Origin of the sequence: Qipengyuania sp. S6317L1 (genome assembly GCF_023015615.1) — a bacterium.
GTDB lineage: Bacteria > Pseudomonadota > Alphaproteobacteria > Sphingomonadales > Sphingomonadaceae > Erythrobacter.
Genome location: NZ_JALKAJ010000004.1, coordinates 219,377 through 236,440 on the forward strand (window position 1 = coordinate 219,377; position 17,064 = coordinate 236,440).

Annotated in this window: 14 protein-coding genes; 4 read left to right on the forward strand and 10 right to left on the reverse strand. The window is 58.2% G+C overall.

From position 1 onward, the window contains the following. The first annotated feature begins 105 nt into the window (after positions 1–105). Entirely contained in the window at positions 106–399 is a 294-nt protein-coding gene (locus MWU38_RS10280; RefSeq protein ID WP_247271718.1) for a hypothetical protein, read from the forward strand. A gap of 100 nt (positions 400–499) precedes the next feature. Here MWU38_RS10280 and MWU38_RS10285 read toward each other — a convergent pair whose 3' ends face one another. Continuing rightward, on the reverse strand, positions 500–1,027 hold the full coding sequence (locus MWU38_RS10285; protein WP_247271719.1) for a hypothetical protein: 528 nt from the start codon (positions 1,025–1,027) through the stop codon (positions 500–502). Positions 1,028–1,069: 42 nt separating this feature from the next. Continuing rightward, a complete protein-coding gene (clpB, locus tag MWU38_RS10290; protein ID WP_247271720.1) occupies positions 1,070–3,646 on the reverse strand; it encodes an ATP-dependent chaperone ClpB in 2,577 nt (858 codons plus the stop codon). Positions 3,647–3,860: 214 nt separating this feature from the next. Here clpB and MWU38_RS10295 point away from each other — a divergent pair, with 214 nt between their 5' ends. The 3 genes from MWU38_RS10295 (at position 3,861) to MWU38_RS10305 (ending at position 9,568) form a co-directional block, all read left to right on the forward strand. Then, positions 3,861–6,119 carry an acylase gene (locus MWU38_RS10295; protein ID WP_247271721.1) on the forward strand — a complete coding sequence of 753 codons (2,259 nt, stop codon included), beginning with the start codon at positions 3,861–3,863 and terminating at the stop codon, positions 6,117–6,119. Between the two features lie 84 nt (positions 6,120–6,203). Next, positions 6,204–9,071, forward strand: coding sequence for a pitrilysin family protein (locus MWU38_RS10300; RefSeq protein ID WP_247271722.1), 2,868 nt, complete (start codon positions 6,204–6,206; stop codon positions 9,069–9,071). Between the two features lie 197 nt (positions 9,072–9,268). Continuing rightward, on the forward strand, positions 9,269–9,568 hold the full coding sequence (locus tag MWU38_RS10305; protein ID WP_247271723.1) for a hypothetical protein: 300 nt from the start codon (positions 9,269–9,271) through the stop codon (positions 9,566–9,568). A 113-nt stretch (positions 9,569–9,681) separates the two neighbouring features. Here MWU38_RS10305 and MWU38_RS10310 read toward each other — a convergent pair whose 3' ends face one another. The 8 genes from MWU38_RS10310 to gatA form a co-directional block, all read right to left on the reverse strand. Continuing rightward, positions 9,682–10,275 carry a hypothetical protein gene (locus MWU38_RS10310; protein WP_247271724.1) on the reverse strand — a complete coding sequence of 198 codons (594 nt, stop codon included), beginning with the start codon at positions 10,273–10,275 and terminating at the stop codon, positions 9,682–9,684. A gap of 8 nt (positions 10,276–10,283) precedes the next feature. Beyond that, on the reverse strand, positions 10,284–11,480 hold the full coding sequence (locus MWU38_RS10315) for a M48 family metallopeptidase (protein ID WP_247271725.1): 1,197 nt from the start codon (positions 11,478–11,480) through the stop codon (positions 10,284–10,286). Next, positions 11,477–12,214: a hypothetical protein gene (locus MWU38_RS10320; RefSeq protein WP_247271726.1), complete on the reverse strand. Its 738-nt coding sequence runs from the start codon at positions 12,212–12,214 to the stop codon at positions 11,477–11,479. The genes MWU38_RS10315 and MWU38_RS10320 overlap by 4 nt, the downstream gene beginning before the upstream one ends. Before the next feature lie 127 nt (positions 12,215–12,341). Next, positions 12,342–13,325, reverse strand: a complete 984-nt coding sequence (locus tag MWU38_RS10325) for an esterase-like activity of phytase family protein (RefSeq protein WP_247271727.1) — start codon at positions 13,323–13,325, stop codon at positions 12,342–12,344. Next, positions 13,325–14,821 (reverse strand): Asp-tRNA(Asn)/Glu-tRNA(Gln) amidotransferase subunit GatB, encoded by a 1,497-nt coding sequence (gatB, locus tag MWU38_RS10330; protein WP_247271728.1) that lies wholly within the window; start codon positions 14,819–14,821, stop codon positions 13,325–13,327. The genes MWU38_RS10325 and gatB overlap by 1 nt, the downstream gene beginning before the upstream one ends. Before the next feature lie 170 nt (positions 14,822–14,991). Then, positions 14,992–15,150 carry a hypothetical protein gene (locus tag MWU38_RS10335; RefSeq protein ID WP_247271729.1) on the reverse strand — a complete coding sequence of 53 codons (159 nt, stop codon included), beginning with the start codon at positions 15,148–15,150 and terminating at the stop codon, positions 14,992–14,994. Next, positions 15,147–15,521 (reverse strand): hypothetical protein, encoded by a 375-nt coding sequence (locus MWU38_RS10340; protein ID WP_247271730.1) that lies wholly within the window; start codon positions 15,519–15,521, stop codon positions 15,147–15,149. Before MWU38_RS10340 ends, MWU38_RS10335 begins: the two co-directional genes overlap by 4 nt. After that, entirely contained in the window at positions 15,518–17,002 is a 1,485-nt protein-coding gene (gene gatA / locus MWU38_RS10345) for an Asp-tRNA(Asn)/Glu-tRNA(Gln) amidotransferase subunit GatA (protein ID WP_247271731.1), read from the reverse strand. The genes MWU38_RS10340 and gatA overlap by 4 nt, the downstream gene beginning before the upstream one ends. Positions 17,003–17,064: the final 62 nt, after the last annotated feature.

Genomic DNA, 17,064 nt, shown 5'->3' on the forward strand with positions numbered 1-17,064 from the left:
TGCGCCCGCCCCCCATACCGGCCCGATTTGACTTCACGGCACAGACGGTTCCGTTTGCACCCCGAACATGATAGAAGCGGGTCACGTTCCAATTTGGAGGAAACAATGACATCCTTTTTTAGCGCGCTCACAGCTCTTTTGATGATGGCGTCTCCGGCACAGGACGCAGCAGCCGCTCCAGCAGCTGAAGCCTCACAAGAAGCCGCCGAGCCCAAGAAAATCACTGACCGCAACCACCCCGATTACGTGCGTTGCCGCCGGGAGCCGGTGATCGGCTCACGCGCCCGCTTTACCAAGCGCTGCCACACCAACCGCGAGTGGGAAATGATTGCCCAACGCGGAAATGAAGGCACACGCGAGATCGTCGAAGCCGGTCAATCAGGCATGGTCGGCAACTGATCGCCGCGACGTTTTAAGATACGCAAAGCAAAAGCGCCCCCTTGCTAGTCTTGCAAGGGGGCGCTTTTGTTTGTGCTCTGAGAGGCTTTGCGCGAGGTGATCAGCGCATCCGGCTTACATCGACCACTCCGCGACGGCCATCGACCCGCATGTGGTAACGGCCAAGGCTCGCCTTTTCGATCGTCACGCTTTGCCCTTCGCGCGGATTGCGTTTCATCCGGCTAACCTGCGCCTCAGCCCAGATCTGTCCATTGTCGAGAGTGAAGATCCGCTTGCCGCTGCGATCATTGGCAAAGACACCGACAACAGTGGCGGCAATCTGCCCCTCTTCGTCAAGCTCGGTGACGGCGTCCGGGCCACGCTCGGACTCTTCACGCTCGCGAATCTGCAAGTCGGACAGGCCGAAGTTCTCGACGCTCTCCTGGCGTGCAGCCTCTGCGCGCTGGGCGAGCAGTTCGCCCTCGCGCGCATAGGTCGCATCGAAACAGGCAAGCCGTTCGCTATCGTCGGCGATCCCGGCACAAGGGGCGTAGGGGCTTGGCCCCTCATCCTTGGCCGAAACAGAAGTGGCGGTGAGGCAGGCGAGTAGCGCCGTACCAGCGAGCAGATATGCGTTGTGTTGCGTCATGCGATAATCATGCTGCAAATGGCTTTCACGCGCAAGACAGCACTACTCCACTTCTATCCTGAGTTCGCCATCGCCCTCGTCGATCTTGAGCGTTGCACCGTCGAGGATTTTGCCCTCGATCAGCATTTCCGCGAGCGGATCCTGCAGATATTTCTGCACCGCGCGCTTTAATGGCCTTGCGCCGTAAACGGGGTCATACCCCACCCGGCCCAGCCACCGCAGCGCCGCATCGGTCAGATCGAGCGTGATCTTGCGATCGTTGAGCAGTTTCTGCACGCGCTTCACCTGAATTTCGACGATCGGCGCCATGTGCTCCATCGCGAGGCGGTGGAACAGGATGATTTCATCCAGCCGGTTGATGAATTCGGGGCGGAAGTGCCCGCGCACGACATCCATCACCTTTTCTTCGACATCGGCAACTTTCCCGTCATCGGGCAGGTTCGCAAGATGCTGAGAACCAAGGTTCGAGGTAAGGATGATGAGCGTGTTCGAGAAATCGACCTTGCGCCCCTGTCCATCCGTCAGTTGCCCGTCGTCGAGCACTTGAAGAAGGACGTTGAACACATCGGTGTGCGCTTTCTCGACCTCGTCGAACAATACCACCTGGTAAGGCCTGCGCCGCACCGCTTCGGTGAGCACACCGCCCTCGTCATAGCCAACATAGCCCGGAGGCGCACCGATCAGGCGGGCGACCGAATGTTTTTCCATGAATTCGGACATATCGATGCGCACCATCGCCTGATCGTCATCGAACAGGAATTCGGCGAGCGCCTTGGTCAGTTCGGTTTTACCCACGCCCGTTGGCCCCAGGAACAGGAAGGATCCGAGCGGCCGGTTCGGGTCCTGCAAGCCAGCGCGCGCGCGGCGCACGGCTTTGGACACCGCTTCAATCGCCTGCACCTGTCCGATCACGCGTTTGCCAAGGATACCCTCCATTTCGAGGAGCTTCTCGCGCTCGCCCTCCATCATCTTGTCGATGGGAATTCCAGTCCAGCGGCTGACAACAGAGGCGATATCTTCCTCGGTCACTTCTTCGCGAAGGAGTGCGTTTTCGGTGAGGTCCTCGGCCTCGGCCAGCTTTTTCTCGAGCGTCGGGATCGTGCCATAGGAAAGCTCACCCGCCTTGGCGAGGTCGCCTGAACGCTGGGCCTGTTCAAGTTCCAGACGCGCTGCGTCCAGTTCTTCCTTGATCTTGCCCTCGGCCTCGATCTTGTCGCGCTCGTTCTGCCAGCGCGTGGTCAGCTCCGCCGACTCCTGTTCAAGCTCGGCAAGCTCCTTGCGCAAGTTTTCAAGCCGCTCCTTCGAGGCAGTGTCATCCTCCTTGGCGAGCGCGCTTTCCTCGATCTTCAACTGGATGATCCGGCGGTCGAGAGCCTCGATCTCCTCGGGCTTCGATTCCACTTCCATCCGGATGCGCGAGGCGGCCTCGTCCATCAGGTCGATTGCCTTGTCGGGCAGGAAGCGATTCTGGATATAGCGGTCAGAAAGCTTCGCCGCCGCCACAATGGCCGTGTCGGTGATGCGCACCCCGTGGTGAAGCTCGTATTTGTCCTTGATCCCGCGCAGGATCGAAACCGTGTCTTCGACCGTGGGCTCTTCGATAAACACGGGCTGGAACCGGCGTTGGAGCGCCGGGTCTTTCTCGACATACTTCTGATATTCATCGAGCGTGGTCGCGCCGATGCAGTGCAGCTCACCGCGCGACAAAGCGGGCTTCAAAAGGTTGGACGCATCCATCGACCCTTCCGAGGCACCGGCCCCGATAAGAGTGTGCATCTCGTCGATGAACAGGATGATCTGGCCATCGGCGTTCTTCACCTCATCAAGCACCGATTTGAGGCGCTCTTCAAATTCGCCGCGATATTTCGCGCCCGCAATCAGCGCGCCCATATCAAGGCTCATCAAGGTGCGCCCTTTCAGGCTGTCCGGCACATCGCCATTGGCAATGCGCAGCGCCAGCCCTTCGGCAATCGCGGTTTTACCCGTGCCCGGTTCCCCGATCAGCGCGGGGTTGTTCTTGGTCCGGCGTGCAAGGATCTGCACGGTGCGGCGGATTTCCTCATCGCGCCCGATAACCGGGTCAAGCTTGCCGTCGCGCGCGGCTTGCGTGAGGTCGCGCGCGAATTTCTCCATTGCGTCATAATTCGCCTCGGCATTGGCGCTGTCGGCCTTTTTGCCGCCGCGAAGATCCTCAATCGCGGCATTCAGGCTTTGCGGAGTAACGCTGGCCGCTTTCATTGCATCGCGCGTTGCGTCGGGGGAAAGCGCCAGTGCGGTGAGCAAACGCTCGACCGTCACATAGCTGTCGCCTGCCTTATCGGCGAGCTGTTCTGCGCTATCGAGGACGCGGACAAGATCGTTGTCCATACCCGGCGTTGACTGCGCGCCGGAGCCCGTCACCGCCGGGATTTTGGAAAGCCCGATATCCACCGCGCTCACCGCAAGGGCGGCCTCGCCGCCAGCGCGCTGGATCAGGCCGGCGGCCATGCCTTCGCCATCTTCGAGGAGCGCCTTCAAAAGGTGCAGCGGAGTAATCCGCTGGTGGTTCATACGGATCGCAACCGTCTGCGCGCTTTGCAAAAAGCCTTTGGCGCGGTCTGTAAACTTGTCGAGATTCATGCCTGTTCCCTCATATGAATTGCCTCCCTTATATGGTGTTGCATTTTTGCAACACAAGGCCTTGAGGGCGACAATTTTCGTCTCGCAGGTGTGTTACCTGAGTAGGTGGGTCACATTTCGGCGCATTGCAAGCCCCCAGACCGCGTCACTGCGCTTGACCAGAACGTATGGGCAAGCGATTGTCCCGCAACGGGGAAGAGAGAAAGTTTATCTGATGAAATGGATCAAGCTCGGTGCGCTTGGGGTTGCCGGCCTATTGCTGGTAACTTTTGTATTTCTGGCCACTTGGGAGCCATTTGCCGCGCGCACAAGCGAGGCGCCTGAATACCGCGAATATTCCGCCGAGATCGTGCGCAGCGAATACGGCGTTCCCATGGTCTATGGCGACACCGATGCCGATGTCGCCTTTGGCGTGGCGATTGCACATGCCGAGGATGATTTCTTCACCCTGCAGGATGTCGTCGCGATGTCGAAAGGGCGCTATGGTGCGATTGCGGGTCAGGACGGTGCGCAGATTGATTTCGCCTATCACCTTATCGGTGCGCGCGAGACGGCAATTCGCGAATACCCCAAACTTCCCGCTGACACGCGCGCGCTGCTCGACGCCTATGCAAGCGGGCTCAACCAATATGCCGAAACCCATCCCGAAGAGATCAAGCTTGCCAATCTTTTCCCCGTCAACGGAGAGGATATTGCCGCCGGTTTCGTTCTACGCCAGCCGTTCTTCTATGGCCTTGGCAATGTGATCGGGCCGCTTGTTGCAGGCGAGCCCTTGCGCAAGGAATTTGGCCCCGACATTCCCGGTTTCCCGCGCGAGAAATCGCCCGCCGAACAATTGCGCGAGGAATTGACCGGCGAAAATATGGCCAAGAGCGAACACCCCAATCTTGTGCTTCCCATCGGCAGCGCGGGCGATCATCTGGGCTCGAATGCCTGGGCTGTTACGCCGGAAAAATCGGGTGGTCCGACGACACTGATCTCAAACTCTCACCAGCCCCTTCGCGGAGGTGTCGCCTGGTATGAATTTGGCGTGCAGTCGGGTGAGGGGTGGCACTTTGCGGGTGCAAACTTCCCTGGCTCGCCCTTCCCTTTCCTGGGCCATAACGAGCATCTGGGATGGACCAACACGGTCAATCGTCCCGATATGACCGACATCTACAAGCTCGAAATGAACGAGGCCGGTGACAGCTATCGCCTTGATGACAAATGGTATTATCTCGAAGAAAAGGAAGTGATCCTGCCTGTGAAGATGGGCCCGGTCACGCTTCCGATCACTCAGACCATCTATCGCAGCCAGCATCACGGCCCGGTGATCAAGAACGATAACGGCTTCTTTGCAATCCGCTATGGCGGCATGGACAAGGCCGATCAACTGGACGCCTATTACCGCCTCAACAAGACCACCAACCTTGAAGAGTGGGAAGCGCAAATCGCGCGCATGGCAATCCCTTCGACCAACTTCATCTACGCCGACAAACAAGGCAACATTGCCTATGTCTACAACGCAAGCATCCCCGACCGGCCAGAGGATGTGGAGGCAAACTGGCGCGGCATTCTCGATGGGTCACGCTCCGACCTCATCTGGGAGGGCAGCGTTGGCTATGACCGCATCCCCAAGCTTATCAATCCGGCCTCGGGCTGGCTCTACAACTCGAACAACGAACCTTATACCGCCGCAGGTGAAGGCAGCGATCTTGACCCGCAAGACTTCTCACCCGTGCTCGGCATTGAGAGGAAACAGACCAACCGCTCCTATCGCGCCTACAGGTTGATGAGCGAAGCGGACCTGCTCGACCGCGAGGCGCTGGAGCGGATCAAGTATGACACTGCCTATGAACGGCTCGATTACGTCGACACATTGTTGAGCGCACTTGAGGCAATGGAGAATAGCCCGCGTTTGCAAAAGGCGTCGGCATCAGGCGTTTCGCTGGCCGAGGCGCGCGATCTGCTTCTGGGATGGGATCTGACCGCCGACAATAAAGGCGATGCCGATGCGCTCGCGCTCCTGATGATCCGGTCGTACATGGGCGCTGAATACAACAATACGCCCGTCCCCGATGTCGAAGAGCATCTGAAGGAAGCGGTCGATCATCTGATGGAGCACTTCGGGCGGCTCAACCCGCCGATGTCAGAGCTGCTGCGGCTTCGTCAGGGCAACGTAGACCTGCCGCTTGATGGCGGCTCTGATACTCTGCGCGCCTCGACCACATGGCGCGAGGATGATGACGGGCGGCTGAGCCTCGTTCACGGCGACAGCTATATCCAATGGGTCGAATGGCCAGCCGGTGGCGGCAAAGTCGTCTCACGCTCGATCCAGCCCTTTGGCGCTGCCACCACGCGGTCCGAAAGCCCGCATTACACCGATCAGATGCAGCTGTATGTCGATCACAAATTGAAACCCGTGCGCTTTTTCGAAGAGGATGTGCGGGAACATGCAACGAGTTCGAAAGTCGTAACCAACAAACGCGATTGAGGCGGGCCTTGCCCTATCCGGACATGACCCAGCCAGATTTTGCCAACTCACCAGACACGTTGTCCTGGAAAAGGATTTGAAGATATGAACCTGCGCCATGCAGCCACCAGCCTAGCCGCCCTTGCCGTCGCCATTGCGGCCCCTTCAAGCCCCGCCATCGCGGACGACCACGTCGACGTTGCGGCTCAAGACGCTGGCAGCCCCGGCGACCTCGAAGCATTGGTGGCTCAGGTTCAGATCCCTTACGAAGAGTTTCAGCTCGACAACGGCCTAACCGTGATCGTGCATGAAGATCGCAAGGCGCCGATTGTGGGCGTTGCTGTATGGTACAATGTCGGCTCCAAGGACGAACCCGAAGGCCTCACCGGTTTTGCCCACCTGTTCGAACACCTCATGTTCAACGGTTCGGAAAACGCACCCAATGACTATTTCCAGTATCTTCAGGAAATGGGCGCGACCGATTACAACGGCACGACCAATTTCGACCGCACCAATTACTTCCAGACGGTCCCCCGCCCTGCTTTGGAGCGCGCGCTGTGGCTGGAAAGCGACCGGATGGGCTATCTTCTGGGAGCGGTCACGCAAGGCAAGCTCGACAACCAGATCGGCGTTGTCCAGAACGAAAAACGACAGGGCGATAACAGTCCTGGCGGCCTCGTCTTCTACGAAATTCTCGAAACCATCTTTCCCGATGGCCACCCCTACCAACACTCTGTCATTGGCTCGATGGAAGACATCGAAGCGGCAACGCTCGACGACGTGAAAGAATGGTTCCGCGACAAATACGGCCCGAACAATGCAACGCTGGTCCTTGCCGGCGACATCTCGGCTGACGAAGCGCGGCCATTGGTGGAGGAATACTTTGGCCCGATAGCGCGCGGCCCCGTGAACACACCAGCCGCCGCACAAATTCCCACGCTTGACGAACCCGTGCGCACCGTCATGCGCGATGCTGTCGCAGCGACATCGATCAGCATGTACTGGCCAGCGCCCGGCATCACTTCGGAAGACCTCGCCGCCCTCAATATGGGCACGCAGATCCTTGGCGGCCTCCTTTCGAGCCGGCTGGACCAGATCCTCGTACGCGACGAAGAACTTGCGGTGAGCGTTTCGGCTGGCAATTACGACTTCCAGCGCGTGGGCCTCATTAATGTGAGCGCGACGCTTAAAGACGGGGTGGACCCGCTCGCTCTCGAAGCGCGTCTCAAACAACTGGTCGACTGGTATGTGGAAACCGGCCCAACCCAAGCCGAGGTCCAACGCGCCGCGACCAGCGAACTGGCCGAAACCATCCGCGGGCTTGAGCAAGTCGGCGGCTTTGGCGGCAAGGCCGTGGCTCTTGCGCGCGGCGAAGTGCTTGCAGGCGATCCCGGTTTTGCGGTCAACCAACTGGAAGTGCTGGCATCTATCACTCCTGAGACGATCACAGCTGCGATGCAGGAGTGGATGACCAAACCTGCCTTCACGCTCGTCCTTGAACCGGGCGAACGCGATGCAGATTATCAGGAGGCATCGAGCGTGACCGGCGGCGGCGCGTCGACCGAGCGCGACCGGACCAGCGAGGAAATCACCGTATCGCTTCAACGCCCTGCGCCCGAAATCACCTCCGTGCCGACACTCGAATTCCCTGACTTTGAACGCGCCACGCTCGCCAATGGTATGGAGCTGACTTATGCCAAACGCGATGCGGTCCCCGCGACCTATGTGACGCTCTCGTTCAACGCTGGCAGCGCGTCCGATGCGGCGGATATGCGCGGGCTTGAGGGCCTTGCCCTGAACCTGTTCGACCAAGGCACGCAAACGCTCACCGCGCAACAAATCGCAGAAGAGAGCGAGCGCCTCGGCCTGTCGATCTCGGTTGGCGGCGGATCGGACCGCTCAAGTTTCACTCTTTCGGCCCTGTCTGACAATCTCGCGCCTTCGCTCGATCTGTTGGCTGACATTATCCAGAACCCTGCGTTCAACGACGGCGATATTGCCCGCGTAAAGGCGCAGACCACCACCAGCATCCGCCAGCAGATGCGCTCCCCCGGAGGCATCGCACAGCGCGCGGCAGGGATCGAGTTGTTTGGCGATGCCTCGCCCTATGGCGGGGTTGAAACCATCGAAAGCGTCGAGGCGATCACACGCGCGGACCTGACCGGGTTCAAGGACCGCTGGATCAGGCCGGACAATGGCGAGGTGTTCGTCGTCTCCAGCCTGCCTGTGGAAACCATCGTGGCCGAGCTCAACGCAGCCCTTGGCGATTGGCAAGCACCAGACAGCCCCAAAGGCGTCAAGGATTTCAGCACCTTGCCAACCGAAAGCGATGGCGGACGCATTGTCCTCATCAACCGCCCCAATTCGCCACAGAGCTTCATCTATGGCGCGCAAGTTACCCCGCTTGATGCAAGCGATCCGGCTTTTGTCGATTTTGAAAACGCCAACAATTCGCTCGGCGGCAACTTCCTCGCGCGCCTCAATATGAACCTGCGCGAGACAAAGGGCTGGAGCTATGGCGTGCGCGGCGGTCCGTCAGCGCGCGAGAATGCGGTGGTGTATGCCATCGGCGGCGGGGTGCAGGCTGACAAGACCGGCCCCGCGGTCGCCGAGATGATCCGCGAGACGTCCGAATTCCTCACCACCAACGGCGTGACCCAGGACGAATTGGAGCGCAACGTCGCCAATGAAATCGGGCTCCTGCCCGGCCAGTTCGAAACCTCTCGCTCTGTGCTGGGCGCGATGCAGAGTCTGGCGCTGTTTGACCGGCCCGACAGCTATTACGAAGAGCTGGTGAGCAAATACGAAGCCCAAACCACCGACAGCCTCGATGCCGCCGCACGCGCCGCGCTCAAGGTAGATGATTTTGTCTGGGTCGTCGTAGGCGATGCCGAGGCCGTGAAACCACAACTGGACGAGCTTGGTATGCCGATAGAAGTGCGCGAAATGGAAGGGGCGCAGACAAGCGAATAATCGCCATGTTCGGGTGACGCTACGTCGCCGTAGCGGCGCGCAAATAAGGCGTCGATTTGCTCCGCTTTGCCAAAACGATAGCAGTTGAAAGCGGTGAATTGACGTGTACAAACTACCTTTCAAGCCAAGTGACCGAGAGGGTCCTGGCCACAATTATGCAAGGCGCTTGTTTTATGCGCTGACAAGGAGACGATAACATGTCTGTATCAGGTACTTTCGACACCACAGTAAAAAGCCCGATGGGCGACCAGTCCGGCAAGCTCACCATCGAAGACAACGGTGACGGCACTTTCAAAGGCAACATGTCTGGCGGCCTTGGTTCGATGGACATCGAAGAAGGCACGGTTGAGGGCAACACGGTCAAGTGGAAGATGAACATGACCGTTCCAATGCCAATGACGCTCGACTGCGAAGCAACCGTGGACGGCGACGCGATCACCGGCACCGTCAACGCCGGCGCATTCGGCGCAATGCCACTTTCAGGCGTGCGCGCGTAAGCGACCCTCGCCACAAGGCGATAAAAAGCCCGCCGGAGCGCCAACGCTCCGGCGGGCTTTTTTGTTTTGGGTGTGGCGGCCGGCGACGCGATAAAGAATGGAACAGCTAAATCTTACCCAATGCGTGCCGAATCCAGAAGCTTCTGAAAATCTGAAAGATAAGTCTCGAAATAAAAAAGCCGGGGTGCTTCATATGTTATCATGAACAACTCACCGTCAAGTATCACTGCTCGGGCCTCGCCCCGCAGGGTGGCTCCGTTGCTCGCTATCATCTGATAACTGAAACCGACGCCTTCAGCTCCAAGAAACGGCTGAGGCTCGATGTCCAAAATGTCGAAGCTGCGCATCCCGCGCGTCACACGATATGTACTGTCCAAAAGCGTGGGGATGTCGATGAGGAGCATTGAGCGTTCAAACTTGGGCAAAGCATCCTTTTGCTGGCCACGCCCTTTGAAAAGGCTAGTGCCACCCTCTACCCCCCCGAAGAAAGTCACATCGTTGAGCTGAGGGCCGTCAAGCGTCCAGCGCTCCGTGCGCTTTCCCCTCCGCCCATTCAGTCGATTCCAATCACGCGTAGGCGTGACTGTTAAGGACGATTTCGCGACACTGAAATCCACGCCTTGTTCGCGCAGCTTATGGGCTTGTGCGGGCGGCGTCACGAACAACGCAAGCGCCAGGCTGAGGAAGAATTTTGCGTAGTTTGTCATTACTCGTGTCACCCAATCATCATGAGAATCATCGCCGAATCTTCAGCTTCAGGAGCTAGCTCAAGATAAGACTTCAACGCTTCTCGGCCCCTACTCCGATCCCCTGCGCGGATTAGGCAAAGACCTAAGCCGCGGTATGCAGCAGCCATCGTTGAATCGAGTTCAAGAGCCGCTTCAAAGCTCTCGATTGCATTTGCGAAATCGCGTTGATTGCCTCGCGAACGATACATTTCCCCTTGGGCAAAGTACAAGTCGGCATTCCAACCGAGGTCTCCAAGGCTGTTGAGAATATATTGGGTCGCGCCAAAGTCGTTGTGTCGCACTTGATCTTCGAGAAACAGCGACAAGAAAGGAGCGAGCATCTCTCGGTAACGTAAGGCCCCATCATCCCGATTATATCCTTGCGGATCGGCTAGTGCCTTGAGATAGGCTGCCCTTTCGCCCTGCGGGGGGTGAGAAGCAGTGAAGGCGACTCGTTTGAAATTCGGTTTACGCTTGCCCCGCACACGAGCCGATGCCTCAATCTCGCCCATCAGATTGGTCCACACCTCACTGGCACTTTGTGGACGATATTCGCTAGCATTGAGATAACCAAGACCGAGCAAATCGGCCTCACGCTCCTGATTGCGTTTGTAGCTGAACAATTCCCCGTAAACCGAAAGCTCAAGATTCTGGTGGTTACGGAAACCTTGCTGTGATGGTGCGGCGCTGACAAGCAAGGCGCTCCACGCAAGAATGTCGGTGCCGCGACGCCTGCTACGAAATCCGTTTAGACTGTGTCTTTTCTCAAAATGACCGAATTCATGGCCGAGGATAGCAGCAAGTTCGGCCTCACTTCGCATTCGCAAAAGGAGCCCCGAAAAAACGCGCATCGTACCGTTCGGCGACATCGTGGCATTAAAGGTGGGCTCGCGAATAATATACGTTCGGATCGAGCCACAGCGATCATCGCCAACAGTTCGGCATAGGATTTCGTGCACATAGTCAGTCAATGCCTCATCGCGGATCAGGATAGGCGCATTTGCCAGGCGACGCTCGTTTTCATCATCGAGTTGCCACAAACCAACCTCATCGCGTCCTTCAGGTTGGTAGTGGCCAGCATATGGGGGAGGAAGAGGCGCAACATCATTATGTCCTTGGGCCGAGGTTATTCCGACGGCACACAAAATGATTCCTGCGAAAGCTTTAAGCAGTTTCGCGCTCATTTTTCGAGCTCACTTCCCGGGAACTCTTCAAGCAATTGGCGCACGCGCTTTTGCGCACCATCAGCTTCGCGCACATCCCCGCCCATCTGTCCATCCACATTGATCCAAAGCAGATTTCCTGTTTTTAGGTCGACTAGGCCTGCATAACCAACATGTACACCCGACTGCACCCCAATCCCTCCGAAGAGGGCTAGACCGACTTGAAGTATCTTTCGGCCTGTCGAACCATACTCGTCGCGATTGTATATAAACAGTGCATAGTCAGCATCTGCTGCACCAGGCAGATCCGCTACCCCTGGCCCGAGCGACCAATCAAAAATGTCGTCCTTATTGTCCCGCTTCTTGGTTGGGAGACGGTTTCCAACAAAGAACTGATACTCCCTGACTGCTTCAGCAACCGCGCCAAAAAGCATTTGATACTCGTACAAAAGCTCAGCATCTTCGCCATAGGCTTCGGGCGCTTCCAAAATGGTGTTACCAAGCTTCGATTGTTGCTCTTTGAGGGCTGCAGCGATGTGATCGCGAGCTTTCAGCGTCCAGTCTGCATCGGGTTCGAACATCCCGCCCATGGATTGCGAACCAACTTGGACTGCAGGTCGAAAAACAAGGATCGTTTGCCCACTTTGAGCCTGCAAATCGAAGCCTTGTCGGGTTGCAGAACGCTCTTGCGATAACGCGACGTTAGGCCAAAGCAGGAAGCATGATAGCAATATTGAAAGAAAGACAGCGCGCATTATCCTGCTCCGAATGATTCGGCCTTCGCATTATCAAGTTTTCTTGATGACCATAACTGTTCAAGAAAATTAAGACGTTGAAACCTAATTACCAAAGTCTTCCCTGACGCGCCTTCACCTTGGACGTTTAGCCCACAAGCTCAAACTTCATCAAAAGCGTAGCTTGAGAGCCTGAGAAATTGTCGTCGCTGACGATGTATATAAAGGTTCGGTCACCCTCCTCGCGCACTGCGAGCCCTTCGAAATTGTCGACTGTGAGCGGGGGCAGGAAGGTCGCGATCTCGCGCCTCGAGCCGTCGGGCGCGTAAGCGACGATGGCTGCGGTGTTGCCTTCGGCTGGGGAGTAGCTGCGGAAGAGGATGAGGAACGTCCCATCGGACAGCGCGTCGGCGTCGGTAGGTACTGCGCCTTTCTCAGCGACTGCGGCGGGCAGGAGAGCGGCGAAGGGCACAAATTGACCATCACCTGTTCGATCAAGCGCGCAGTTCGCCAGGCTGCCGTGCACAGGCCTTTGAGCGCAAAGAAGCATGGCACCATCGCCCGTCGTCGCCATTGCTTCGACGCCGGCGTTATCCTCAAGCGCGCCCAAAACCGCTACCGGGTCAATCTGGTTGGGGACAGGCCTGTTCGGGAAATGACTTGGATAGGCCCATATCCGGTGATCGCGCTCAAAACTGACCAGCCAACTGCCATCGGCTTTGCGTGTCAGGCTTTCGCTGTCGCCGTGCTCTTTACCCGTCAGCCACTCGCCATCGCGATCAAAAAGCATCCCGCTGGCCACTTTGCCAAGGCCAACAAGAACTTCGTTCTCTTCATCTGGCGTGATTTTAATCCTGCGTGCGTCGTCGGTGAGCGCGATCAACCGCCCGTTTTCCGCATCCCAGCGAAGCCCGGAAAGCCCGCCGATGTTTTGCTCCATGCGCGGAATATCGAGACCGCCGAGGTATTTAAGGTCCCCAACGCGATCCAGCGCGGGATCCTCCTCGGACAACGGCACTTGCAGCAAGTCAGTCCCATCACGCGCGAAGGGATCGTGGATGTAGATATAGGCGCCCACCAAGAGCGCTGCGACGAAGAGCGGACCCCACAAGGCGATCCGCATCATCGTCATCAGGCAAGTTTATCTTTAAGTATCTGATTCACGACCGCTGGGTTTGCCTTGCCCTGCATGGCCTTCATGGTCTGACCCACGAAGAAACCGAAGAGCTTGTCCTTTCCGCCCTTATATTGCTCAACCTTGTCCTGATTGTTGGCAAGAATGTCGTCGATCGCCGCCTCGATTGCGCCGGTGTCGGAAACTTGCTTCAAGCCTTCGGTATCGGCAATTTCATCGGGTTCGCGGCCTTCCTTAAGGACAATCTCGAAGATTTCCTTGGCCTGTGAACCGCTGATTTCCGACTTGTCCTGCATCGCGAGGATGCTTGCCTGACGCTCCGCAGTGGCATTGGCGACATTGGCCTCGTCACCGATCGACTTGATCACACCCGGAGCCACCGAAAGCGCCCAGTTGGCAACCTGGGTCGCGACCTGTGCGTCGGTCTTACCGGTTGCTTTCGTCGTGGCTTCAAGAAGGCTCTCAAAGCGCGCGAAAGTCTCCACCTCGTGAGTCAACTCGCGTGCATTGTAGGGCGTGAGGCCCAGCTCGCTCTCATAGCGCACACGTTTGGCATCGGGCAGCTCGGGCAGGGATGCACGGCATTCCTCAAGGAAATCATCCTCAAGCACCAGCGGCAAGAGATCGGGGTCGGGGAAGTAGCGGTAATCGTGCGCATCTTCCTTGGAGCGCATGGTGCGCGTGGTGCCGGTCGCGACATCGAACAGGCGCGTTTCCTGATCGACCGTGCCGCCGCTTTCGAGCACATCAACCTGACGGTTCGCTTCATATTCGATCACTTGCATGACGAAGCGGACCGAGTTCACGTTCTTCGTTTCCGTGCGCGTACCAAACTCTTCGCCCGCTTTGCGCACCGAGACATTGACGTCGGCGCGCATTGAGCCTTCTTCCATATTGCCGTCGCAAGAGCCGACATAGCGCAGGATCGAGCGCAGTTTGCGCACATAAGCGCCAGCCTCGGCGGGTGAGCGCATATCGGGCCGCGAGACGATCTCCATTAGCGCGACGCCAGAACGGTTCAAATCGACATAGGACATGGTCGGGTGCTGATCGTGCATCAGCTTGCCTGCATCCTGCTCGACGTGGATACGTTCGATCCCGATGACCTTGTCTTCGGGAATGCCGTGCTTTTCATCCGCTTCGATAAGAAGCTGCCCCTCGCCCACGATGGGGTGGTAGAGCTGGCTGATCTGATAACCTTGCGGCAAGTCGGCGTAGAAGTAGTTCTTGCGGTCAAAGCGCGAATATTTGTTGATCTGCGCCTCAATCGCCATGCCGGTGCGCACCGCCTGACGGATGCACTCAGCGTTTGGCACAGGCAGCATACCGGGCATCGCCGCATCGACAAGGCTGACCTGGGAATTGGGCTCCGCGCCAAAGGCGGTGGAGGCGCCGGAAAAGAGCTTGGCATTGGAGGTCACCTGCGCGTGGACCTCAAGGCCGATCACGACCTCCCATTCGCCGGTTGCGCCCTGAATACGGTAATCACTCATTTAAACGTCTCTTTCAGCTTCTTCTTTTTGGCCTTCTGGGCCGCCCGCTTCTTTGAATAGTGTCTCCAGCCCAGCCCCATTGCCAACCCGCAGACATCAGCGACGAAAAGGATGATAGGCTCTGCCAGAGCAACTATCAGTAAGATTGGAAGGAGTATGAGCTCTTCCAACTATTCGCCTTCTCTCTCGTTTTTGTCGTCCAAAACTTTCCCATCCGGCCCAAACCGCGCTTCGCCGTGGTCGATGGTCTTGGAAAGGTACATGACCACCCCGCCCAAAATCACAAATGCGATCAGGAAGACCATAACGAAGATCGCGGTAAAGCTCATGCGGGCTCTTTCGCCTCCAGAAGCTTCGCCTCCACGGCTTTCAGCTCTGCGCGCACGACATTGTCGAATTTGCGCGTGCCGGTGATGGTGATCTCTTCGAGGAACAGCACGCTGAAGCTGCGGTATTCGGGATAGTTTGCAAGCTCGCGCACGGTGGCAGCGAACAGCGGGCCGTTGCGCACGGCTTGCGACTTGGGATCAAGCTGGTTGTGCAGCCCCTGAAGGAGCGCCGCGTAAGCGAAGAAACGCTTGTTCGGCTCTTCGACAGATACGCTCTTTGCCCGCTCGCGAAATGCGAAGGCCAGGACCCATGCAGGGATCACAAAGCCGAGCGCGAGGATCGCTACGATGGCAATCTCGAATGGGGTCACCACCAACGCTCCGGCGCGTGGGTAAAGCCTGCGCGCTCTTGGATGGCGAGGCCTGCGTTGAGGACCATTTGCTCGTCAAACGCCTTGCCCACGAGTTGCAGACCCAGTGGGAGCCCATCGGGGTTGAGGCCCGCAGGAACGCTCATCGCTGGGAGGCCAGCAAGAGAGGCGGGCACGGCGAAGACATCGTTCAGATACATCGTCAGCGGGTCTTCATTGAGCGAGCCCAAGGGGAAGCTGGCGGTTGGCGTTGTCGGCGCGAGGATCAGGTCGCACTTGGCGAAAGCCTCTTCGTAATCGCGCGCAACCAGAGCGCGCACCTTTTGCGCTTGGTTGTAATAGGCATCGTAGAAGCCAGCCGAAAGCACATAGGTGCCGATCAGGATGCGGCGTTTGACCTCATCACCAAAGCCAGCGGCGCGTGTCTCGGCATACATGTCTTGCAGGCCGGCGCCCTCGGGCAGATCGCGAAGGCCGTAGCGCACGCCGTCATAGCGCGCGAGGTTTGACGATGCCTCGGCAGGCGCGATGATGTAGTAGGCGGGAAGCGCGTATTTCGTATGCGGCAGCGAGATATCGACGATCTCGGCGCCTGCGTCCTTGAGCCAAGCCTTGCCTTGTTCCCAGCTGTCGAGGATCGCCTGATCGGTGCCGTCCATGCGGTATTCGGTCGGGATGCCAACCTTCTTGCCGGTGAGGTCGCTCGACAAGGCCGCTTCCCAATCGGGAACGTCCATTTTGAGGCTAGTCGCATCCTTGGGATCAAACCCTGCCATCGCGCCGAGCATAATCGCGCAGTCCTCAACAGAACGCGCCATTGGCCCTGCCTGATCGAGCGAACTCGCAAAGGCCACCACGCCCCAGCGCGAGCAGCGGCCATAAGTGGGCTTTATCCCGCAAATGCCGGTGAAGGCGGCTGGCTGACGGATCGACCCGCCGGTGTCGGTGCCGGTCGCCGCTGGCGCAATGCGCGCGGCGACGGCTGACGAAGAGCCACCAGATGAGCCACCCGGCGACATGGCAGCATTGCTGCCTTCTTTACGCCAAGGCGAGCTTACGTTGCCGAAGTATGACGTCTCGTTGGACGACCCCATCGCAAACTGGTCGAGGTTGAGTTTGCCCAGCATCCCCGCGCCCGCGTTCCACAGGTTCCGCGAAACGGTGCTTTCGTACTCGGGCTTGAACCCTTCGAGGATGTGGCTGGCCGCAGTGGTCTGAACACCGTGGGTTGCAAACAGGTCCTTCATGCCAATCGGCACGCCGCCCATTGCGCCAAGGTCCTCACCGGCTGCGCGCTTGGCATCGGTCTTGTCCGCGGCTTCCAGAGCGGCGTCGGGAGTGGTCACGATAAAGGCGTTCAATTCCGCCGCCTCTGCGACAGCCGCGTTGAAGGCCTCGGCCACTTCGCGCGCGGTGAATTCGCCCGCTTTCACGCCGTCGCGGATTTCTTTTACGCCGAGATTTGTAAGTTCGTTGCTCACTTGAATTCCGTTCGTCCTGAGCTTGCCCCTGCCCGATCATTTCAAGGCAGCGAGCGAAATAG

Bases quoted from the DNA above. Each gene is read 5' to 3' on its own strand.
- MWU38_RS10315 (WP_247271725.1), bottom strand. From the start codon at position 11,480: ATGAGCGCGAAACTGCTTAAAGCTTTCGCAGGAATCATTTTGTGTGCC.
- MWU38_RS10300 (WP_247271722.1), top strand. From the start codon at position 6,204: ATGAACCTGCGCCATGCAGCCACCAGCCTAGCCGCCCTTGCCGTCGCC.
- MWU38_RS10285 (WP_247271719.1), bottom strand. From the start codon at position 1,027: ATGACGCAACACAACGCATATCTGCTCGCTGGTACGGCGCTACTCGCC.
- MWU38_RS10305 (WP_247271723.1), top strand. From the start codon at position 9,269: ATGTCTGTATCAGGTACTTTCGACACCACAGTAAAAAGCCCGATGGGC.
- MWU38_RS10325 (WP_247271727.1), bottom strand. From the start codon at position 13,325: ATGACGATGATGCGGATCGCCTTGTGGGGTCCGCTCTTCGTCGCAGCG.
- MWU38_RS10280 (WP_247271718.1), top strand. From the start codon at position 106: ATGACATCCTTTTTTAGCGCGCTCACAGCTCTTTTGATGATGGCGTCT.
- MWU38_RS10295 (WP_247271721.1), top strand. From the start codon at position 3,861: ATGAAATGGATCAAGCTCGGTGCGCTTGGGGTTGCCGGCCTATTGCTG.
- MWU38_RS10320 (WP_247271726.1), bottom strand. From the start codon at position 12,214: ATGCGCGCTGTCTTTCTTTCAATATTGCTATCATGCTTCCTGCTTTGG.
- MWU38_RS10310 (WP_247271724.1), bottom strand. From the start codon at position 10,275: ATGACAAACTACGCAAAATTCTTCCTCAGCCTGGCGCTTGCGTTGTTC.
- gatB (WP_247271728.1), bottom strand. From the start codon at position 14,821: ATGAGTGATTACCGTATTCAGGGCGCAACCGGCGAATGGGAGGTCGTG.
- MWU38_RS10335 (WP_247271729.1), bottom strand. From the start codon at position 15,150: ATGAGCTTTACCGCGATCTTCGTTATGGTCTTCCTGATCGCATTTGTG.
- clpB (WP_247271720.1), bottom strand. From the start codon at position 3,646: ATGAATCTCGACAAGTTTACAGACCGCGCCAAAGGCTTTTTGCAAAGC.